Annotated in this window: 19 protein-coding genes and 1 pseudogene; 10 read left to right on the forward strand and 10 right to left on the reverse strand. The window is 59.2% G+C overall.

Translation table 11 applies throughout. The features are described 5' to 3' along the window. Positions 1-92 precede the first annotated feature (92 nt). The 6 genes and pseudogenes from QKB66_RS11445 to QKB66_RS11470 form a co-directional block, all read right to left on the reverse strand. Positions 93-2,279, reverse strand: coding sequence for an NADP-dependent isocitrate dehydrogenase (locus QKB66_RS11445; RefSeq protein WP_248092534.1), 2,187 nt, complete (start codon positions 2,277-2,279; stop codon positions 93-95). A 72-nt stretch (positions 2,280-2,351) separates the two neighbouring features. Continuing rightward, complete coding sequence (locus tag QKB66_RS11450; RefSeq protein WP_414253335.1) at positions 2,352-3,254, reverse strand: siderophore-interacting protein; 903 nt, start codon at positions 3,252-3,254, stop codon at positions 2,352-2,354. Beyond that, entirely contained in the window at positions 3,255-4,055 is an 801-nt protein-coding gene (locus tag QKB66_RS11455; RefSeq protein WP_414253336.1) for an ABC transporter ATP-binding protein, read from the reverse strand. A gap of 15 nt (positions 4,056-4,070) precedes the next feature. Further along, positions 4,071-5,075: a FecCD family ABC transporter permease gene (locus QKB66_RS11460; RefSeq protein WP_414253337.1), complete on the reverse strand. Its 1,005-nt coding sequence runs from the start codon at positions 5,073-5,075 to the stop codon at positions 4,071-4,073. Then, entirely contained in the window at positions 5,075-6,067 is a 993-nt protein-coding gene (locus QKB66_RS11465) for a FecCD family ABC transporter permease (RefSeq protein ID WP_414253338.1), read from the reverse strand. Before QKB66_RS11465 ends, QKB66_RS11460 begins: the two co-directional genes overlap by 1 nt. A 4-nt stretch (positions 6,068-6,071) precedes the next feature. Continuing rightward, positions 6,072-7,122: pseudogene (locus QKB66_RS11470) on the reverse strand (iron-siderophore ABC transporter substrate-binding protein). Between the two features lie 210 nt (positions 7,123-7,332). Between QKB66_RS11470 and QKB66_RS11475 the strand changes: the two are divergent. From QKB66_RS11475 to QKB66_RS11500, 6 genes are all read left to right on the forward strand, one after another. Continuing rightward, the gene (locus QKB66_RS11475) at positions 7,333-8,655 is read left to right on the forward strand and encodes an MFS transporter (RefSeq protein WP_414253339.1); all 1,323 of its coding nucleotides are present in this window, start codon (positions 7,333-7,335) and stop codon (positions 8,653-8,655) included. 102 nt (positions 8,656-8,757) lie between these two features. Further along, positions 8,758-9,684: an exodeoxyribonuclease III gene (locus QKB66_RS11480; RefSeq protein ID WP_414253340.1), complete on the forward strand. Its 927-nt coding sequence runs from the start codon at positions 8,758-8,760 to the stop codon at positions 9,682-9,684. Positions 9,685-9,739: 55 nt separating this feature from the next. After that, entirely contained in the window at positions 9,740-9,931 is a 192-nt protein-coding gene (locus QKB66_RS11485) for a hypothetical protein (RefSeq protein ID WP_049147434.1), read from the forward strand. 99 nt (positions 9,932-10,030) lie between these two features. Continuing rightward, on the forward strand, positions 10,031-11,050 hold the full coding sequence (gene trpS / locus QKB66_RS11490) for a tryptophan--tRNA ligase (RefSeq protein WP_248092517.1): 1,020 nt from the start codon (positions 10,031-10,033) through the stop codon (positions 11,048-11,050). 95 nt (positions 11,051-11,145) lie between these two features. Then, positions 11,146-12,228: a YhjD/YihY/BrkB family envelope integrity protein gene (locus tag QKB66_RS11495; protein WP_248092497.1), complete on the forward strand. Its 1,083-nt coding sequence runs from the start codon at positions 11,146-11,148 to the stop codon at positions 12,226-12,228. 51 nt (positions 12,229-12,279) lie between these two features. Then, a complete protein-coding gene (locus QKB66_RS11500) occupies positions 12,280-13,116 on the forward strand; it encodes an RDD family protein (RefSeq protein ID WP_248092485.1) in 837 nt (278 codons plus the stop codon). Here the strand turns inward: QKB66_RS11500 and QKB66_RS11505 are convergent. Next, positions 13,085-14,371 carry a serine hydrolase gene (locus QKB66_RS11505; RefSeq protein WP_414253341.1) on the reverse strand — a complete coding sequence of 429 codons (1,287 nt, stop codon included), beginning with the start codon at positions 14,369-14,371 and terminating at the stop codon, positions 13,085-13,087. The genes QKB66_RS11500 and QKB66_RS11505 overlap by 32 nt on opposite strands. 40 nt (positions 14,372-14,411) lie before the next feature. Here QKB66_RS11505 and QKB66_RS11510 point away from each other — a divergent pair, with 40 nt between their 5' ends. After that, positions 14,412-15,296, forward strand: a complete 885-nt coding sequence (locus tag QKB66_RS11510) for an adenosine deaminase (protein WP_414253342.1) — start codon at positions 14,412-14,414, stop codon at positions 15,294-15,296. A 99-nt stretch (positions 15,297-15,395) separates the two neighbouring features. Here QKB66_RS11510 and QKB66_RS11515 read toward each other — a convergent pair whose 3' ends face one another. From QKB66_RS11515 to QKB66_RS11525, 3 genes are all read right to left on the reverse strand, one after another. After that, on the reverse strand, positions 15,396-16,634 hold the full coding sequence (locus QKB66_RS11515) for a hypothetical protein (protein WP_414253343.1): 1,239 nt from the start codon (positions 16,632-16,634) through the stop codon (positions 15,396-15,398). Positions 16,635-16,702: 68 nt separating this feature from the next. Beyond that, complete coding sequence (locus QKB66_RS11520) at positions 16,703-17,638, reverse strand: C40 family peptidase (RefSeq protein ID WP_414253344.1); 936 nt, start codon at positions 17,636-17,638, stop codon at positions 16,703-16,705. Beyond that, positions 17,635-17,919 (reverse strand): hypothetical protein, encoded by a 285-nt coding sequence (locus tag QKB66_RS11525; RefSeq protein WP_061920725.1) that lies wholly within the window; start codon positions 17,917-17,919, stop codon positions 17,635-17,637. The genes QKB66_RS11520 and QKB66_RS11525 overlap by 4 nt, the downstream gene beginning before the upstream one ends. Positions 17,920-17,971: 52 nt before the next feature. Between QKB66_RS11525 and upp the strand changes: the two genes are divergently transcribed. The 3 genes from upp (at position 17,972) to QKB66_RS11540 (ending at position 20,278) form a co-directional block, all read left to right on the forward strand. Then, a complete protein-coding gene (gene upp, locus QKB66_RS11530; protein WP_414253345.1) occupies positions 17,972-18,607 on the forward strand; it encodes a uracil phosphoribosyltransferase in 636 nt (211 codons plus the stop codon). A gap of 52 nt (positions 18,608-18,659) precedes the next feature. Beyond that, a complete protein-coding gene (locus QKB66_RS11535; RefSeq protein WP_062035772.1) occupies positions 18,660-18,983 on the forward strand; it encodes a helix-turn-helix domain-containing protein in 324 nt (107 codons plus the stop codon). Between the two features lie 113 nt (positions 18,984-19,096). Next, positions 19,097-20,278 carry a M20 family metallopeptidase gene (locus QKB66_RS11540; protein WP_248092457.1) on the forward strand — a complete coding sequence of 394 codons (1,182 nt, stop codon included), beginning with the start codon at positions 19,097-19,099 and terminating at the stop codon, positions 20,276-20,278. Positions 20,279-20,283 lie beyond the last annotated feature (5 nt).

Consider the following 20,283-nt stretch of genomic DNA (forward strand, 5'->3'; position numbering starts at 1 on the left):
AAACAAGCCTAAGCGCTGAGCTCAACTCAGTGCTGTACTCGAGCAACAAAAAGGCTCCCCTCCGAAAGAGAGGGGAGCCGAATTGTTACGGTTTACTTCTTCAGACCGTCAATGATCTCGTTGAAGGCAGCGACCGGGCGCATGACGGAGGAAATCTTTTCCTCGTCCGGTGCGTAGTAGCCGCCCAGATCAGCTGGGGAGCCCTGAACATCGAGCAGACCCTGCTGGATCTCGTCCTTCTTAGCCTCGAGTGCCTCAGCAACCGGCTTGAAGGTCTCAGCCAGCCCAGCGTCTTCGGCCTGAGCAGCCAGCTCCTTCGCCCAGTTGAGGGTCAAGTGGAAGTGAGAGCCACGGTTGTCGTTCTCGCCGACCTTACGGGACGGGGAGTTGCCCTCGTCGAGGAGGGTCTCGGTGGCCTTGTCGAGGGCGTCGGCAAGTACGCCTGCCTTAGTGTTTCCGTGCGCATTGAGCTCGTGGCGGAAGGACTCAGCCAGAGCAAGGAACTCGCCCAGGGAATCCCAGCGCAGGTGGTTTTCTTCCTCAACCTGCTGAACGTGCTTCGGTGCAGATCCGCCTGCACCGGTCTCGAAGAGGCCGCCGCCAGCCATCAGCGGAACCACAGACAGCATCTTTGCGGAGGTGCCGAGCTCGAGAATTGGGAACAGGTCGGTGTTGTAGTCACGCAGCACGTTGCCGGTGACGGAGATGGTGTCTTCGCCCTTACGGATGCGCTCGATGGAGGTCTTGGTTGCCTCGACCGGGGAGGCGATGGAAATATCCAAGCCCTCGGTGTCGTGGTCTTGGAGGTACTTCTCAACCAAGGAGGTGATGTTGCGGTCGTGTGCGCGCTCCGGGTCCAGCCAGAAGATGGTCTTCATGCCGGAAAGGCGAGCGCGGTTAACAGCCAGCTTGACCCAATCCTGGATCGGAGCATCCTTGGTCTGGCAAGCGCGCCAGATGTCGCCTGCCTCGACGTCGTGCTCGATGAGGACGTCGCCAGCGGAGTTAGTCACCTGCACGGTGCCGTTCTCCGGCACCTTGAAGGTCTTGTTGTGGGAGCCGTACTCCTCAGCCTTCTGAGCCATCAAGCCGACGTTCGGAACGGTACCCATGGTGGAAGGATCGAAAGCGCCATTCGCCTTGCAATCATCGATAACTGCCTGGTAGACGCCAGCGTAAGAAGAATCAGGGATGACAGCCAGGGTGTCCTGCTCTTCATCATTCTTGTTCCACATGTGGCCGGAGGTGCGGATCATGGCCGGCATGGAAGCGTCGATGATGACGTCAGACGGGACGTGCAGGTTGCTGATGCCCTTAGCGGAGTTGACCATAGCCAGGTCCGGACCGTTTTCGAGAGCAGCGTCGAATGCGGCCTTGATCTCTTCGCCATTCTCGAGGGACTGCAGGCCGTCGTAGATAGCGCCAAGGCCGTTCTCGCCATTGAGACCAGCGGCCTCAAGCTGCTCGCCGTATTGTGCAAAGACATCAGCGAAGTAAGCGCGCACAACGTGGCCGAAGATGATTGGGTCAGAGACCTTCATCATGGTGGCCTTCAAGTGAGCAGAGAAGAGAACGCCCTCTTCCTTAGCGCGTGCAACCTGAGCCTTCAGGAACTCATCCAGAGCCTTTGCGGAAATGAAGGTGCCGTCAACAACCTCGCCCTTTAGAACCGGCAGCTTCTCCAACAGGACGGTCTCAGCGCCGTCCCCAGCAACCAGCTTGATGGTAAGGGTGTCATCCTGCTCCAAGATGACGGACTTCTCATTGTGGCGGAAGTCGTTATCAGACATGGTGGCCACGTTGGTCTTGGAATCAGCAGACCAAGCGCCCATCTTGTGTGGGTACTTCTTCGCGAAGTTCTTCACTGCGATGGGAGCGCGGCGGTCAGAGTTGCCCTCACGCAGTACCGGGTTCACAGCGGAACCGGTAACCACAGCGTAGGCCTCCTGCGCGTCCTCGTAATCCGGGACGTCGTAGCCTGCAGCCTGCAGCTCAGCGATTGCCTTTTTTAGCTGGACGAGGGAAGCGGAGATGTTCGGCAGCTTGATGATGTTAGCTTCCGGAGTCTTAGCCAGCTTGCCCAACTCAGCGAGGGCGTCTTCGACCTTTTTGTCGCCGAGGCGCTCTGGGAACTGCGCCAGGATGCGGCCGGCCAGGGAGATATCGCGGGTTTCTACCTCGATGTTTGCGGTGGAGGCGAAGGCCTCAACAACCGGCTTGAAAGAGTAGGTTGCAAGCAGCGGAGCTTCGTCCGTGCGGGTCCAGATGATCTTTGCCATGATTCTCCTAATTAAAACGTGAAAATGTTTCGACCTACCAGAATACCTACTTAGTATTCGCAGCGTTGACGACTACCCCTCAGAGACCCCACGCTTCCAATATCCCATGAAAGATACAGCCGAACGGGGCACGTCGGCCTCTTTAACCAGCAATCGACGCATACGCTTGACGACGCCGCTTTCTCCCGCAATCCACCAATACGCATCGCTTGCAGCGCGCTCGCCTAGTTCTTCACCGGAAGCGGAATAGGCGGGGGTTTCCCAGAGGATTTCGCGCTCCACGACGCCGCTTAAGGAGCTCGGTTGTAAGTCTTTATCGGCAGGGGCGGGAGAGGGAAGACCTGTGAGGTGGGCGAGGGCGCCGATAAGTGAGGCTTCGTCGTGCGGGAGAAATTCCACCTTGACACCGGCTGGAGCAGCAAGTGCTTGGGCATCCTGGAAGTAGGGCACCGCAATGTGCACAGTGCCGGTCAGCCCTGCGGGCCATTCGTCGAGGATGCGGGCGATTGCAGGCAGTGCGGTTTCATCGCCCAGAATGTGGATTTCGCGGGACTCGCCGGGCTGGAATTCGATGCCAGGGCCTGGGGCGTCGGTGGCGTGGGGAGCAATCACGTAAATGCTATCGCCGGGTTTGGCCGCGTGTGCCCAAGAAGATGCTGGCCCGGTTTGCCCAGGGGCAGTATGCAGGACGAAGTCGACGGTAAGGATACCGTTGTCTCGGTCTAAATCACGTACGGAATATGTGCGCAGCGCTCCGCGGGTAGCCGGGTCGAGCTTTTGCCAGGAACTGAACCAATCTTCTGCGGCAGGCAGTTCAGGCAGGCCGGCAGGGCCGGGGATGATCAGCTTGATACGCAGATCGTGGATCGCACCTGCAGGGCCCATTTCTTCCAATCCAGACAGGCGTACGCGTTGAAAGCTCGGCGAAATCCGCGTGGAGTCGACGACGGTCGCGCGAAATGGTTGATAGGCCACTTATTTCACCCTCCTTTTTCCAATCGGCATGACGGCCGGCAGCCCCGAGACTGGATCATCAACGATGACCGAGTCAACACCGAACACGTCGTGCACGGTCTGGTGCGTCAAAACTTCCTGCGGGGTGCCTTGAGCGTAGACTGTGCCATCTTTAACAGCGATGAGCTCATCGGAGTACCGGGCGGCCAAGTTGAGGTCATGGATGACCATCGCGATGGTGGTGCCATGTTTTTCGTTCAAGTCCACCAGCAGGTCGAGGACTTCGAGCTGATGCTTGATATCGAGATAGGTGGTGGGCTCATCCAAGAGCAAGATGTCGGTGCGCTGGGCTAGTGCCATGGCGATCCACACGCGTTGGCGTTGGCCGCCTGAGAGCTCATCGATGGAGCGCTGTGCCAGGCTGGCGACGCCCGTCAGCTCCATCGATTCTTCCACAATCGCGTAGTCGTCCTGGCTCCAGCGGCCAAGCAGCCCCTGGTGCGGAGTACGTCCGCGGCCGATGAGGTCTGCGACCACGATTCCGTCCGGCGCGATTGGTGACTGCGGTAGCAGGCCCAGCGACGTGGCGAGCTGTTTGGTCGGGATGTCGGCAATCTCCTTACCGTCTAGGAAAATGTCGCCGTGTGTTGGCTTTAGCAGGCGGGAGAGCGAACGTAGGAGGGTCGACTTACCGCAGCCGTTTGGGCCGACGATGGAGGTTATCTTTTCAGGGGCGAGCGAGAGGGATAGATCGCTTAAGATGTCGTGCTCGCCGTAGCTTAGGGTGATTTCCTGCGCGGAAAGTTGGGCTGATTGTTTCATTGTGGCGACGGTGTCCTAACGGTTGGTACGGGTAAGCAAATAGATAAGGAAGGGCGCACCGAGCGCACCGGTGACGACTCCGACCGGATAGCGGGTGCCGAAGAAGTATTGTCCGGCCATGTCCGCAGCAAGAACCAGGATGGCGCCGATGGCGCCAGCGGGAGCGATCATCGAAGGTCCCTGACGGAAAAGCCGGGTGGCGATCGGCCCTGCCATAAATGCCACGAAAGCAATAGGGCCTGTCGAAGCGGTGGCCACTGCGATGAGGATGACCGCACCGACAATTGCCGTAACGCGTACAGCGTTAAGGCGGAGGCCGAGTCCGACGGCGAGGTCGTCGCCAAGCCGTAGCACGTTGAGTTTGTGGCCGAGCATAACCATGACCGGCGCGATGACTACCACCGCCACGAGGAGGGGGAGGCCACGCTGCCAAGACATGGTGTTGAGTGAGCCCGTAATCCACCGTGTGGCCGTGGGCAGGTCATAGGACGGTGCTTTCGAAAGCACGAAGTTCGTCCAGGCCTGCAAGATTGCGGCCATACCGATGCCGATGAGAATCAGGCGGGTGCCGGTGAAACCTGACTTGAGCGACAACAAATAGATGGCTCCGGCAACAGCGAGGGAACACAGCAGCGACCACATCGAGACTGTGGTTTGGGAAGCATTGAAAAAGACGATTGCCGTAATGCCTGCGGCTGAGGCGCCGGAGGAGATGCCGATGATATCCGGCGAGGCTAGCTGGTTGCGCAGCATGGTTTGGAAGGTCACACCGGCGATGCCGAAAGCGATTCCCGCAGCCACGGCCACGGTGGCCCGCGGCAGGCGTAGTTCGCCGACGGTAAATGAGGTGCCGGGAACGGTCTCACCGATTAAGACCTGGAGGATTTTCTGTGGGCCGTAGAAGGTCTCGCCAAACATGAGGCTGGCGGCCCACAACACTACGATGAGAGCGATGAGCGCGCTAAGGCGCCAGGCAAAAGAACGAGTGCGGGCACGGCGCTGCTGCTGGAGCGTTTGCATTAGAGATCACGCACCTTTGTGCGACGGACGATCCAAATAAACAATGGCGCTCCGATAAGCGGGGTGAGGATACCAACGGCAATCTCGCTGGGGCGTGCGACGATGCGGCCCAAAGTATCGGCTGCGACGAGCAGGAAGGCGCCGGCGAGGCCGGTCATCGGCAGGAGAAGTCGATGGTCGGTTCCTAGGGCCAAGCGCATCACGTGCGGGACGATAAGTCCCACAAAAGCGATGGGGCCGGCGAGCGCCGTGGCCGTGCCGCACAAGATGACTGCCCCGACAACGGAGATTAGGCGCGCACGCAGGACGTTGATGCCGAGGCCGGTGGCGACGTCGTCGCCAAGCGCAAGTGCGTTGAGCGCTGTCGAACAGGCCAACACGATGACAAGACCCAGCACTAGGAAAGGCAGAGCCATAGCGATATGTGGCCACTGGGCGCCGCCAACGGAGCCAATTTGCCAGAAACGGAACTGGTCTATGACATCGGTGCGGGGCAAAAGCACGGCGCTGACCAAGCTCGAGCAGGCCGCGGCTGTAGCGGCGCCGGACAGCGCGAGCTTTAGGAGAGTAGCGCCTCCGCGGCCTAGGGAACCGACGAAATAAACAAACGCCGCGGCCGTGAAAGAACCGATGATGGACACAATCATCGTCGGAACAGGGCGCGAGAGTCCGAAGAACGCGATACCCACGACCACAGCGAGGGAAGCACCAGACAGGATGCCGAAGATGCCGGGGTCGGCGAGGGGATTGCGGGTCATGGCTTGCAACGTGGTGCCCGACATGGCGAGTGCAGCTCCGACGAATAGTGCCAACACGGTGCGGGGCACGCGCAAGTAGGCGGCGGCCTCACTGGCGGTGGCGGTGGAACCGCTAAGCGCTGAGAGGGCGTCGGATAGGGAAATCGTGCGCACGCCAAACATGACCGAAGCCACCACTGCGGCAACAGTGGCGGCCAATAGTCCGATGATGACGGCGGTCTTTTTAGCCGTCATGGAATTAGCCCTGCAACCCGGAGTTCAAGCGCTCGAAGTATTTTTCGATACCCCATGGAATAGAAAGCGGAGATTGGTTAGCAGAAGCACCAAGCGGACCGTTTTCGAGGAAGACAACGTGGCCAGCCTTGACGGCCGGAATCTTGCCCTTTAGCGGATCCTTTTGCATTTCCTCCAAAGCCTTCTTGTCATCTGCCGCGTTGCCGGAGGAATAGGCCACGACGAGATCGACGTCGTTGAATTCTTCCGGCTTTTCGGCCGAGACCTCAACCCAGAACTGCTTCGCGCCCTTGGAGTTCTTCTCTACGATGTCCGGGGTTCCGAGACCGTGTTCAGCCAGGAAGCCCATGCGCGGATCCTCAGTGGTAAAAGAAACCAATCTTGGAGGCGTCAGTGGTGCCGCCGAATGCGGTGAACAGGACCTTCTTGTCCTTTAAGTCTGGATATTTGCTCAGGGCCTTTTCGGTTTGCTTGTCGAGGTCGTCGACAAGCTTTTCGCCTTCGTCTTCCTTGCCGATGGCCTCAGCGTTCATCTCCACCATCTCTTCCATGGACGTAGTCCATGGAACATCGGGGTAGGCCACGACGGGAGCGATCTTGGACAGCGTGTTGTAGTCTTCCTGCGTCAAGCCAGAGTAGGAGGCCAGGATGACGTCCGGCTGGGTATCGGCGACCTGCTCGAAGGGGATGCCGTCGGTTTCATCGAAAAGCGTCGGGGTTTCAGCGCCGAGCTCCTTTAGCTTTTCTTCGGTCCACGGCATGATGCCGTTGCCGTTGTCATCGCCCCAGGTGGACTTGGACATGCCCACTGGTACAAGGCCAAGGGCAAGGGGGACCTCGTGGTTGGCCCAGCCAACGGTGGCTACGCGCTCAGGCGCCTTCTCGATAGTGGTCTCACCGTAAGCGTGCTCGATGGTGACGGGGAAAGCGGCCGAGTTCGCGTTGTCTGCAGAGGAGACAGACTCGTTGCTGGTCGATTCTTCGGTCGAGCAGGCGGTGACGCTGAATAGCGTGGCTGCCGCTGCGACGGAGGCGATGATGCTTTGTACACGCACGAGGGGGGGAGATCTCCTTGTTTGGTGGATCAGCAGTGATTACTGGCTAGGGTAATCCTGTTCTAACTTAGGCAGGCCTATTACACAACGACTATGTTGCGTAATTTCTGCGGTGTGAGCTTTGGCATAAAAGTCCGATGGTGTGGGAATAACCCAGTTCAGTCTCTCTGACTTACGCACACCGTCTGCCCCGCGCTAAGGTCTCCGCACGTGAAACCTGTCTCTTCTACCGCCGCGTCCGCCGATAGTTCGCGTCCCGACGCTTCGCCTGTCGACGCTTCGCGTGCCGATGCCTTGCTTGCCGACGCCACACCCAAGCCCCGCGTCCCCCGCCAAACCGAGATTTCCAATGCCCGGCGTACGCTGGTGACCCTCGCCCTTGCGCTGGGTGCGTTTTCGATTGGCACCACCGAGTTCGTGTCGATGGGCTTGCTGCCGCTTATCGCAGGTGACTTCGGCATTACGGAGGACGCTGCCTCGACGCTGATTTCGGTCTACGCGCTCGGCGTTGTGGTCGGTGCGCCGGTGATTTCTGCGGTAACGGGCAAATTCCCGCGCCGTCGACTGATCATTTTGCTGATCGCATTTCTTCTGGTTGGCAATCTGCTGACGGCACTGGCGCCGAACCTGGCGACGTTACTTATTGCCCGTTTTATCGCAGGCTTGCCGCATGGCGCTTATTTCTCCGTGGCCAACCTCTCGGCTGCGGCGATGGCACCGAAAGGCGCTCGCGGTAAGGCGATGGCCGCAATCGGCATGGGCTTGGCCGTTGCCACGGTCGTCGGCGTGCCAGCAGCCCAGGCACTGGGCCAGAGCTTGGGTTGGCACGCGGCTTACTTCCTCGTCGTCCTGCTCGCTTTGGCGACGATGATTCTGCTGTTTTTCCTTTTCCCACACATGACCCAGATGCCTTCGACGGATATCTCCACTGAGCTGGGCGCTTTGAAGAACCTGCAGGTATGGCTTTCTGTCATCATGGGCATCGTCGGCTTCGGCGGCATGTTCGCCGTCTACACCTACATCACCTGGACGATGACCGAAGTTGCGGGAATGCCAGAGCACTGGACCTGGGCGGTGCTGATGATTTACGGCATCGGAATGACCATCGGCAACGCGGTAGGCGGCGCGCTTGCTGACCGCAACACCGAATACTCCATCGTCTCCGCCCTCCTCTGCTTGGTTGCGACCTCCCTCATCTTCTTCTTCGGCGCCCATAATCTGTGGGTGGCCGCCACCGCGTTCGGTTTCCTAGCGTTCTTCGGCTCCGTCCTTATCCCATCGCTGCAGCTGCGCCTCATGATTGTTGCCGGCGATGCTCAGACCCTGGCTTCCGCGCTGAACCAGTCCGCGTTGAACATCGCGAACGCCACGGGCGCGGCTTTGGGCGGACTCGTCGTCGGTGCGGGCTTTGACTACAACGCCACCTCGCTTGTCGGTGCGGTGCTCGCAACGGGTGGTATCGTCGTCTGGTTCATCACGCAGGTAACCGCCAAGCGAAGCGGTGTTTATAGCAAGATCATCGATCAAAGCTAGTGAGGCTATGAGCTCGTAAGCATCCACCGGCGCTGGCGGGCGCGGCACAAGCCGCGGTGGCGGTTGCGGTTTGTCTGCTCGCGCGTAAGTAGACTGGCGCGCATGACTTTTACAATCGCAAGCGTTAACGTCAACGGAATTCGCGCCGCCTGCAAGCAGCGCAATGAAAACAACCCAGGCATGAATGCGTGGCTTGCTGAGACTGCTGCGGACATCGTCCTCATGCAGGAAGTCCGCGCGAATCCGAAGGAGACGGAGAAGGCGCTTGCCCCAGCTTTGGAGGCCGGCTGGCACCTCGAGCAGGCAGAGGCTGCCGCTAAGGGGCGCGCGGGCGTGGGAATCTTGTCGCGCACACCGCTTAGCGACGTCACCGTTGGCTTCGGTTCCTTCCTCGACGCCGGTCGCTTCATTGCGGCTACCGTTAAAGACCCAGAGGGCAAGGACGTTCGCGTGGCGTCGCTGTACCTGCCTTCGGGCGATACGGATTCGCCAAAGCTCGATGAAAAGTACCTTTTCCTCGACGAGTTCTCGGGCGTGTTATCTGAGCTGGCAGAGGCTTACCCGCAGGCGGTTATCGGCGGTGACTGGAATATCTGCCATTGCGCGCAGGATCTGAAAAACAACAAGGCCAACGAGAAGAAGTCGGGCCACCTGCCGGAAGAGCGCGCTTTCATGGATCACGTCTTTGGCACCTTCCCGGACGACGCGCCGCAACCGAAGAAAGGCTTGGGCGATTACCTGGGCGTCGTGGAGTATGCGACCAAGACTGACTGGTCCACCCGCGTGCCGGGGGAGGAAGACGTCAAATGGTACGACGTTGCAAGGCGCTTGGCGCCAGAGGCTGATGGTCCATATACCTGGTGGACCTATCGCGGCCAGGCTTTTAACAATGACGCAGGCTGGCGCATCGATTATCAGGCGACGACCAAGGACTTGCTCTCCCGTGCAGAAAAAAGCTGGGTGGAAAAAGCACCAAGCGTGGAGGAGCGGTGGTCCGATCATTCCCCTTTGCTGGTGCAGTATCGCTAAGCGGTGTTAAACTGACTCAGTCTTTAAACCCTTAAGTTCGTATACGGAGAACCTAATGACCCGCGCAATTATTTACTTCGTGCTCGGCGCCGTACTGCTCGGCCTGGGTATTTGGTGGTGGACCATCGTAGGTCCGTCCTTCGCCTTCCTGGCTCCAATTATCCTCCAGGGCGTCGGCGGCGCGTTCATGGTCGCTGGTTGGGCAGTTATGCTCGACGTTCATGCGCCGACTTCTCGCAAGCTTTAAAGCCTGCGCATTTTTGATGCCTCTTTCCCGCCGTTGGGGAAGGGGCATTTTTTGATCTCTTGGGTGCGCGTTGCAGCTGCCGGGGTAGAGTGAATAACCATGAATGAGCAGAATCCATCCCGCGTACTGTCCGGTATCCAACCCACGGCTGATTCCTATCACCTGGGTAACTACTTGGGAGCGCTGAAGCAGTGGATCGATCTGCAAAACGGCTACGAGGCCTTCTACTTCATCCCTGATCTGCACGCGATTACCGTCGAGCAGAATCCGGAGGAGTTGCGCAACCGCACCGTCGCGGGCGCCGCACAGCTTATTGCGCTGGGCATTGACCCGGAAAAGTCCACGCTTTTTGTTCAGTCCCACGTTCCGGCGCATACGGAGCTGACTTGGGTGCTGCAGTGCCTGACCGGTTTCGGCGAGGCCTCCCGCATGACCCAGTTCAAGGACAAGTCTGCAAAGCACGGCTCGGATCGCACAACGGTTGGCCTGTTTACCTACCCAATGCTGATGGCAGCCGATATCCTCCTGTACTCCCCGGACTACGTGCCGGTGGGTGAGGACCAGCGCCAGCACCTGGAGCTAACCCGCAACCTGGCGGAGCGCTTTAACAACAAATACGGCCAGGTTTTCCGTGTTCCGGAACCATTCATTCCGGAAGGCGCTTCGAAGATCTATGACCTGCAGGAGCCGACTTCGAAGATGTCGAAGTCGGGAGATAACCCAAAGGGCCTTATTAACCTGCTGGATCCGCCTAAGACTTCCGCGAAGCGCATCAAGTCTGCGGTCACCGATGACTTGGGCGTTGTGGCCTTCGACCGCGAGAAGCAGCCGGGCGTGTCCAATTTGCTGGTCATCCAGTCTGCGCTCACGGGCGAGAAGATCGATGCGCTGGTGGAGAAATACACCGATAAGGGCTATGGCCACCTCAAGGTGGATACCGCCGATGCGCTGGAGGCGTTTACTACTCCTTTGAAGTCTCGCTACGACGAGCTCATGGCAGACCGCGGCGAGCTAGAACGCCTGCTGGCTAAAGGCGCAGAGGCGGCTTCGGAGATCGCAGAACCACTCGTGGAGAAGGTTTACGAGGCAGTCGGATTCCTCCCCCGACTGCGTAAGTAAAAGCCAGCAATTCTGCGCGGTGGTGGTATGACACGCTAACCTGGGTAGCCTGAACTTATATGTGAAAACTCATACGTGAAAAGGACATGTTGCCCGTGGCTACCACCACCCAAACAGACTCTTCCAAAACGGACGACTACGGCATCGAGCGCGCCTACGCTGATGACCCAAGTCCGGTAGACAAGGTGCGGGATAAGTCGCCCTTCATCGACCACATCATGCGCATGCTGGGCCGCTACGGCGAAAACGGCGGCAACCAGTTCGCCGCCGGCATCACCTATTTCTCGGTGCTGGCAATATTCCCGCTATTCATGCTTACGGTGGCAGTCGCCGCAACGGTCTTGGCGAGCCGCCCTGACCTCATGCAGCAGGTCCAGGATTACATTTCCGACTCCGTATCCGGCGACCTTGGTGGCACCCTCAACGAGGTCCTAGAAACCGCCATCGCCCAGCGCGGCGCGATGTACGGCATCGGTGGCCTTACCACTCTCTGGTCCGGCTTGGGCTGGATGAATAACCTGCGTATCGGCATTTCTGCGATGTGGGATAAGGACCCGAACGAAACCCAGGGCAACTTCTTTACCCAAAAGTTGAGCGACCTTCTGGGCCTAATCGGCCTGCTGGTGGCGCTCATCATCGCCTTCGGCGTTACCGCCGCGGGCTCGTCCGGTCTTACTCAGAAAATCTTTGAAAAGGTCGGCATCGCCTCCTTCCCGGGCATGGACGCCGTGATCATCCTGGCCGGTATTGCCCTCGGCCTGCTGGCGAACTTCCTCGTGTTCTGGTGGATGATCGTCTTCCTTCCACGCACAAAGGTCCCTACCAAGTCCGGCCTGAAGGGCGCGGTAATCGGTGCGGTGGCATTCGAGGCCATTAAGCAGCTTTCCACCGTGATCATGTCTTCTGCCTCCGGCAACCTCGCGGGTGCGGTATTTGGTCCGGTCATCGTGCTTATGGTCATGATGTACCTGGTTTGGCGCGTCGTACTTTATGTCTCCGCGTGGACCGCCACCACAGAAGAATCCATGGAGTTGGCGGAGCCACCAGTGCCGGAGCCTGCCGTGATCCGCGTGCGCAACGAGGTCAAGAGCGGACCGTCGACTAGCGTGACCCTCGGCGCAGGTGCAGCGATGGGTGCTGTGATTGCCGGCATCGCGGCACTGCTGCGTCGGAAGTAACATTCCCCGTCCCCGACACCATACTTTAGGCTCTGATTTAGACTACTTATTATGACTCCAGAATCCTTCGCGCCGAACCTGTACGAGCACTTTTCCCTCGACCATCGCAGCACTTCCCGGGAGCTGGGAATCTTGCTTGCTGCCAAGGACGCGCGTCTGGAGCAGATGGGCTTCGAGCTTGGCGACGACCGCCGGCAAGAAGCGCAGATTGCCCACACAATCTTGTCTAACCCGGAAAACCGCGCCACCTACGATCAGGGCTTGGAGGATAGTTTCCAGCCCACCTGGGCGCAGCTGAGCGAGCTTGCCGCTTACGGCGAGTGGCCGGCGCAAATGCAGCGCCCACAGCAGCCTTATGGTTTCGCTCCAACTGCGCAGGCCCAAGCTTCGCCCTTCGATCCTTTCGCGCCGCAGAATAAGGCAGCCGCTCCGGCACCGTTTAGCCCGTATCAGCCAGCGCAAGTTAACGCCGAGCGCCCGTTGGGCAGCACCCGTGCGCTGATGGCTATTGCGGACCTCGTCCTATGCGGCATGGTTTCTGCTCCGATTGCGGCAATAAGTGCGGAGGCCTCGGAGCTGTCGATGTCTCTTATCTTCGGACTGTGCACGATTTTGTACTGCGTAGGCTTCGAAGTTTCATGGGGTGCAACGCCGGTAAAGAAGCTGTTGGGCTATGAGGTCCGTGACCGGACTTCGGGTGACAAGCTCAGCGTTATCCAGTCTTTGAAACGGCAGTGGTGGCGCGTTGTCACCCTCGTTCCAGGTTTGGGTGGGGCAGTCAGCTTCTTCGCCGCGATTTTCTACGCCACCACTATCAATCAGGAAAATGGTTTACTCGGTGCGCACGATAACCTCGCTAATGCCGAAGTAGTGAAAAAGCAGCGATAACGATAACCAGCAAGGCCACTGCTGCAGCGATGGCCCAGCCGACCCAGCCCTCGATTTTCTCGAGGGCTGATTTTTTAGTTTCGGGGGACTGCTGCGTGGTCTGCGGTGCGGGGCGAGGAGTTTCTTTCTGCGGGGCGTCGCCAAGCTTGCCGACGCCCGAGCCAGCCGGGACTTTATACGCGGCGTCGAGAAGCATCTGCGCCTGCTGCCACGCGCGGAAGCCGTGCTCGACGGTGGTATCTAAGATGACGGCCTGCAGGCGGCGGCCATTGCGGTCGAGTGCACCAACGAAAGTGTGATGGGCGTCTTCGGTGTAGCCGGTCTTACCGCCGATTCCGTGGGGATCGTTTAAATAAAGGCCGTTGTCGTTCCATAACTCGTAGCCGGGCAGTTCGCCCCAGCCGGGAAATTCGACGTGTTCGGTGTCGACAATGCGGGCGAAAGTCTTATTTTGGAACGCAGCGCGGTAGATGATGGAGATATCTTCCGCGGAGGTGGACATGCCGGCTGAATCGAGGCCCGAGTAGCTTGCCGCGTGGGTGGAGCGGGTGCCGAGCTTCTTCGCGAGCACGTTGACTTTGCGTAGGGCCTCCTCATCGCCGCCAACTTGGCCGGCGAGGGCGTGGGCGGCGTCATTGCCGGAGGCCATCAACAGGCCCTCGAGGAGTTGTTCAACGGTGTATTCGCCGTCGGGGCCGATACCTACGGCGGAGCCTTCGACGGATGCATCTTCCATGGTGGCTTTGACTTTTTTGTCGAGGGGGACTTCCTCGATGACCACGAGTGCTAGAAGGGCCTTGATGATAGAAGCCGGCCGGTAGCGGCCGTGCGGGTCTTTCATGGCGATGATCTCGCCGGTGTCTAAGTCGCTGACCATCCAAGCGGAGGCGACGACGTCCTTATTGAGATCGAATCTTGGGGCGGCGGTGACACCACAGCGCTGCGTGGATTTGACAGGCGGCAGGGGAGTTGGGGTGGGCTGGCCCGGCGCGAGACGCTCCGAGGTGGAGACAGGCTCTCCGGGGCTAAGCGAGTGGGGGCAGTTATCGGTGTTCGGCGCTTCGGTGCGGATGGACGAGGACTCGGCGTCCGTGCTCATTTCTGCGGCGTCTGTGTTGGTCTCGGCGCCTTCAACGTTTGGCTCAGCGTTGGAGTCAGGTTCGGACTCTGCGGGTGCAAAGTCTTGGGCCGAGGCAAGCGGAGCACTAGCGACGAGGCAGGCGGAAGCGAGGAAGGTAGCGATAACGTTTTTCATGGCATGGAACATCTTAGGCACAGTGCCTAGGATGTGTCTTATGCATGACGCACCATTAATTAGCCCAGAAAATAAAGATTCCGCGCCGGAGCTTATCGCTCGTCTTCCCAAGGTCGAATTGGATGCGGTTTTCGCGCCGGAATCTTTGCCCGCAGATAACGCCGCCTTAACCGCGGCGATGCGCGAATATGTTCAGGAATTGGCCGCGGCGAACGTGGTGTATGCAGAGATTCGTTTCGACCCACAGGCATTTGCTTTTGGTGCGGAAGCCGCTCTCGAAGCAGCGACAGCCGGCCTCGACGTTGCCGGAATTGATGCGCGTTTGTTGCTGACCAACGCCCCGCAGTCCGCTAGCGCCCGTTTGGGCTCGCAGGTCGTCGGTTTTGTGCTGGAAGGCGAGAGTGATCCGCAGGTTGTTGCGGATCTGCGCGCGAATTTCGTGCCTTTCGTTGTTGATGTCCGCGGCCTCGAATTCGGGGCGGTTGCTGCTGCTGTGCAGGCCGGTGCCACTCGTTTGGCGCATGCGACCCAGCTGCCGGATGATTTCTCCGCCGATCTCGAGGGCATCCAGCCAGGAACGGTCTCGAGTTGGATTCGGGATCGCCATCTGGCAGCTACCTTTGAGCCGCTGTCTTTTGAGGAATTCAGCGACCATCCGCTGCCGCTGCTACAGCAGCTGGGCTTTACCTGTGCCGTAACCGCCGGTTCGGGCAATCTCAATGAGGTGTTCCTGGCTTTAACCGAGCACTTTGGCTACGGGTTGGAGGAGGTTTTCGATTTGAGCGTGAAGGCGCTGGAGAACTCGTTTAGCACTGAGGAGGAGCGTCAGCACTTGCTGGAGACTGTCATCCTTCCCGCATACGAGGAGCTTTCTGACCCTGAGCTTGTAGGACCAGGCACCGAAGAGTCCGTCGCCGCGGAATAGTTCCCCGGAGCAGCCGGCGAAGTAATGCCAGCACAAGCAAAAGACCCTGCATCGTAAAAGACCCTGCATCTTGCGATGCAGGGTCCTTTCGCGTTGAGGCTAGAAGCGGGAGAAACGCTTGATGAGCATTTCCTCTAGGCCCTTCCATGCCTCTGCGTGGTGGTTATAAGGCTTCGAGGGGACGTAGCCTGCGTGCTCGGTAGAGCCCAGCATGTAGCCCAAGTAATCCTGGAAACGTGGGTTTTCGAGCATGTAGGAGTTAATAGAGTCGTCGCCAGCCCAGTCTGCGGCATCTGCGCAAACCTCGTAGCAGCGGCCCATCTGGTCTTGGTCGACTGCCTCGGGGCCCTTCTCGATATCGCGGGTAAGCCCGTTGAAGGTGTACTGATTATCCGGGTGAACGCTAAGCTCCAGCTCGCCAGCGTTGGCCGCGGAGACGAGTTCCTCCCAGGTGGAAACGCGGGCTAGATCATGCTCGTCGTTTTCCATAATCCAGCGAACGAGAGTCTTCGGGGAGTTGAAGGTGAAGATTTCGCCCCACTTGCCCAAGAACACGGGTTTGCCGTCTAGGTAGGTGCGCAGCGTATAAACCGACTTCATGTCTGCGGTGATTTTGACCGGATCGATGCCAGCCGCAGCCCATGGGGAGTTGTCATATGGGTCCGCTGCCGCCGCAGCAGCTTTGCGTGCCTCTGCCTTTTCCTTTCGTTCCTTCTCGGCCGCCGCGGTTGCGGTTGCGATGCGCTCTTCGGCTGAAGCGACTTGTGCCGAGTCTAACTCGGAAGAATCTACTACCTTGATGTTGGAATCGAGGTCTTCGATTACTTCCTTCCAGTTAGCAAGGATTACGCGGCCTACACCAGACCACTCGCTCATGCCTTGCTCGCCCGCGTAGTGGTCTGCACCGCGCGGGACGTTGCGCAGGATGGAGTGGGAGGCGAAGAAAATTACGGTGTGCTCGGCGCCGGCTACGTTAGCGAGAGACTCGGCTACCTCTAGGCAGCGAGCAACCGCGCTAACGTTTTCGTGGCTGGGGCGGCCGGCTAGGTGCGCCGGCATTCCGATGAGATCGAAGACTTCCTTCTTTGCTGGGCTGACGCGGTCTTCGGCACGCGCAGCGAACTCGGACCACTGTGGATGGTCGAGGAGATCATGGTGCTTTCCGGACTCCAGGTAGCACAGCATCTCTGCTTCGGAGTTGAACACGAGGACTGATTCCGCATCCCCCAAAAATGCCTGCCACTCGGAGCCATTCTGGCGCCACTTTGGCGCCCACAGGGTGTAGAAATCGCCCTCGGTCAAGGAGAGCTGGACTGGAACAATTGCGCGTGTGCTCATGGGCAAACAGTCTACCCAAACATTTTAGATTCGCCGTATTCGCATATCCCGAGTCCAGCGAGATACTTTTAGCCGGTGGGCCGCCAAAAGCCCTTGAAGGCCATACCCATATTGCTGGTGCGTAACGGACTCGTCTCCACCGGGCTGCCGGCTTCAATCATCTCACCGCTGCCTTTGTACATCGCGACGTGCCCGTCCCAAACCACGAGGTCTCCCGGCTGGAGCTCATTTGCGCTAACCTGCTTGCCCACGGTCTGTGCTTCCGCCGTGCGTGGAATCTCCACGCCTGCCTGGCGCCACGCCCATTGGGTAAGACCGGAGCAATCGAAGCCACCGTTACCCGTACCGCCCCAAACATAAGGCGTACCGAGCTTGCTCATCGCCGCAGCGACTGCGGCCTTGCCCTGCTCGCTTCCCGCACCTGCGCTGGAAGAACCCGCCGCCTGTGCTGCAGCTGTAGATGAAAGCCCAGCGACCGGCTTGGCCTCACTCGGTTTCTCGCTATTTCCCGGCGCTATCTGCGGCTCGGCAGGCTCAGAGCTGCGGCCATTGACAGTCTTTTCCACCGCGCGCCGGGCAATGGGCAATAGTGGCTGCGCCGCCGCCAACAGTTCGCTCAAAAGCTGTTTTAAGCGCGCAAAAGCCTGTGCCAGATGGGACGCGCTCAAACCTTGTATGTGCGCCCGGGCTGCCGCATTGATTGCCGGGTTCGGAACGAGCATGCCCAAAGCCACAGGGGCGGCCTTGGTCAACAGCGAGATTCCAATACCAATGAGGTCGCGGCCTGCAGCTTTAATCAGTTGTTGCGCCTGGGATACCGCGTTTTCGATGGTGGTGCGGTCTTCTGCAAGGACATTCGCGGCGTCGAGAAGCTTGGAAGGGTCACCGTGCGCAATTTTTGCCAGCGCCGGGACAGTCTCTAAATCCGGGACCTTTGGCAGCTCTACCGCCGGTAGCGCAGGAGGAGCCATCTGCGAAATCTGCCTTACTGCTGCCTCAATCATGAAAGAACACCTCCCAGATGAGCGGCAGTCGCAGAATCAGCGGCGTCCGCCTCCTCTGCCATGGCTACCGACGCCGCGGCTACCTCTTCCATATCCGCGCGCAGAGATTCCGTGCGGGAGTTGAGGTTGGCAACGGCGTCACAAAGATGAGCACCAAATGCAGAAAGTGAACCGTCAGGTATATGCGGAAGTGGAGGAGTGGTCTCTTGCGTAGCGGCAAAAAGTTCGCGGGCTAGATGTCGGGTGAATTCGGTATCAATCGTGAAAGTCGTCATGGTCATTTGGACTGCCCCAAAACCCAAACGGTTCCCAAAAGTTCTAAAGTGGGAAACCATGGACATCCACGTAGTAGATCACCCGCTTGCTGCTTCCCGCCTGACCATCATGCGCGATGCACGCAGTGATAACTCCACATTCCGCGCCGCCCTCAAAGACCTCGGAACCATGCTTGTTTATGAGGCCGCACGCGACCTCGACGTCGAGCACTTCGATTGCGAGACCCCCGTGGCAACAGCCGAAGGCAGCCGCCTGCTCGACCCGCCAATCATCGTTCCGATTATCCGCGCTGGACTGGGCATGATTGACCCAGCTCTCGCCATGATCCCAGACGCGCAGGTGGGCTTCATCGGCATGGCCCGCAACGAAGAGACCCACGAGCCGGTCCCTTACCTAGAGGCACTGCCAGAGGATCTTTCCGGCCGCACCGTCTTTGTGGTGGATCCAATGCTGGCCACCGGCGGTTCCTTGCTGTATTCCCTAAAGTTGCTGGCAGACCGCGGAGCCTCCGACATCACCGCAATCTGCATGGTTTCCGCGCAGGAAGGCGTCGATGCGCTGGCCAATTCTGGCCTGCCTGTGCGTCTGGTTACCGCCGCGATTGACCCGCACCTGAATGAAGAAGCCTACATCGTTCCTGGTTTGGGCGACGCCGGTGACCGCCTCTACGGCCCGCGCAACATCGATTTCTAATCTGCGCTAGGCTAGCGGCCACGAACTACTTTTTGGGGGAAAGGAAAGATTCGTGGCCAACAAAACGTGGGCGTTAGTAGGGCATGACTTTGCGGCGCGGCTACGGGGGATTCGTGCACGACGTCGCATGTCCCAACAGGCTTTGGCGGAAATCTCGGGGGTCTCGCGCAGCCAAATCTCAAACTTGGAGCGTACGGATAAGGCGCTGCCGCTGCGTGCGGATCCGCAGCTTTCAACGATGTTTAAGTTGGCATTCGCGCTGGAAGTGCCACCCTCTGCGTTGCTGCCTGATGCGGAGCACATGCTTGACGAAGTCACCCCGTTTGCGCCCGAGTATATCGACCGGCGTCGCTTCGCAGCGGCCGCAGAATTTTGAGGAAGAAAAACTGCACCACTTGGTATATTCCGGCGCTGAGCTGCGTGGCTACCTGAACCGCTTTGTCTAGTTGTAGACTTTGAGGTCAGTAGAAAAATTTTGGGAGGTGCCGAGTGATTTCCACATTCGTGAATGGGTGGTTCGACAATCATCGCGCGGAAGTAATTGCATGGCGCCGCCATATTCATCGGCACCCGGAAACGTCCAACAATGAAGTTGAGACCACCAACTTCATCGCCCGCAGGCTTGAAGAATATGGGTTAAATCCGCAGCGTTTCCCACAGACTGGCCTGATGGTTGATATTGGCCCTGATACCGAGCAGGGCCGATTGGCCTTTCGCGCCGACATCGATGCACTTCCGGTTACGGAGGTCACGGGGTTGGAATACACCTCCGAAAACCCCGGTGCTATGCACGCTTGCGGCCACGACGTGCACACCACCATCGCTTTGGGGCTTGCGTGCGCTCTGGCGGATTTCGAGCGCGCGCATTCCTTGCCGTTGGGTGTACGCGTTATCTTCCAGCCAGCGGAGGAAGTATGGGTCGGCGGCGCCACGGATGTGATCGAGTGGGGCGCTCTTGAAGGGGTTAACTCCATCTTCGCGGTACACGTGGAGCCGAAGCTGCGCGTGGGCCGAATTGGCGTGCGCGCAGGGGCGATTACCTCTGCAACCGACGTCGTCGAGCTCGAGATCAAAGGCCCAGGAGGGCATACCTCCCGCCCGCACCTTTCTGCAGACGTCGTCTACGCTTTGGGCAAGGTCATCACGGAGCTGCCGGCCCTGCTGTCGCGCCGGGTGGATCCGAGGACGGGAACGGTCTTGGTCTTCGGACAGGTCAATTCCGGCTATGCGCCGAACGCAATGCCGGAGTCTGGCACGCTAACGGGCACCATGCGCACCGCGGACATCGGTATCTGGCGCGGCATGCAAGCGCTCTTTTCGGAGCTCGTGGAGCAGGTATTGGCGCCGGTTGGGGTGGAACACGAGCTCACGTATCACCGTGGCGTTCCGCCCGTGCTTAACGACGACGTCTCTACCGCACTGCTAGCATCTGCCGCACAGGCCATCGACCCGCAGGCCGTCGTTCAGGCCCCGCAATCTTCCGGCGGCGAGGACTTCTCTTGGTACTTAGAACACGTACCGGGCTCCATGGCGCGTCTGGGCTGCTGGTCTGGCGAGGGCGAGCAGCACGATCTGCACATGGGGGATCTCAATGTCGACGAGCGCTGCATCGGTGTAGGCGTGAAGCTTTTCGGCTCCGTGGTGGAGCAATTTACCAAGGTGCAGGAATAGGGGAG

Origin of the sequence: Corynebacterium sp. c25Ua_89, assembly GCF_047459735.1 — a bacterium.
GTDB lineage: Bacteria > Actinomycetota > Actinomycetes > Mycobacteriales > Mycobacteriaceae > Corynebacterium > Corynebacterium simulans.

Bases quoted from the DNA above. Each gene is read 5' to 3' on its own strand.
- upp (WP_414253345.1), top strand. From the start codon at position 17,972: ATGGACATCCACGTAGTAGATCACCCGCTTGCTGCTTCCCGCCTGACC.
- QKB66_RS11505 (WP_414253341.1), bottom strand. From the start codon at position 14,371: ATGAAAAACGTTATCGCTACCTTCCTCGCTTCCGCCTGCCTCGTCGCT.
- QKB66_RS11525 (WP_061920725.1), bottom strand. From the start codon at position 17,919: ATGACCATGACGACTTTCACGATTGATACCGAATTCACCCGACATCTA.
- QKB66_RS11480 (WP_414253340.1), top strand. From the start codon at position 8,758: ATGACTTTTACAATCGCAAGCGTTAACGTCAACGGAATTCGCGCCGCC.
- QKB66_RS11460 (WP_414253337.1), bottom strand. From the start codon at position 5,075: ATGCAAACGCTCCAGCAGCAGCGCCGTGCCCGCACTCGTTCTTTTGCC.
- trpS (WP_248092517.1), top strand. From the start codon at position 10,031: ATGAATGAGCAGAATCCATCCCGCGTACTGTCCGGTATCCAACCCACG.
- QKB66_RS11500 (WP_248092485.1), top strand. From the start codon at position 12,280: ATGACTCCAGAATCCTTCGCGCCGAACCTGTACGAGCACTTTTCCCTC.
- QKB66_RS11510 (WP_414253342.1), top strand. From the start codon at position 14,412: ATGCATGACGCACCATTAATTAGCCCAGAAAATAAAGATTCCGCGCCG.
- QKB66_RS11485 (WP_049147434.1), top strand. From the start codon at position 9,740: ATGACCCGCGCAATTATTTACTTCGTGCTCGGCGCCGTACTGCTCGGC.
- QKB66_RS11520 (WP_414253344.1), bottom strand. From the start codon at position 17,638: ATGATTGAGGCAGCAGTAAGGCAGATTTCGCAGATGGCTCCTCCTGCG.
- QKB66_RS11455 (WP_414253336.1), bottom strand. From the start codon at position 4,055: ATGAAACAATCAGCCCAACTTTCCGCGCAGGAAATCACCCTAAGCTAC.
- QKB66_RS11445 (WP_248092534.1), bottom strand. From the start codon at position 2,279: ATGGCAAAGATCATCTGGACCCGCACGGACGAAGCTCCGCTGCTTGCA.
- QKB66_RS11515 (WP_414253343.1), bottom strand. From the start codon at position 16,634: ATGAGCACACGCGCAATTGTTCCAGTCCAGCTCTCCTTGACCGAGGGC.
- QKB66_RS11465 (WP_414253338.1), bottom strand. From the start codon at position 6,067: ATGACGGCTAAAAAGACCGCCGTCATCATCGGACTATTGGCCGCCACT.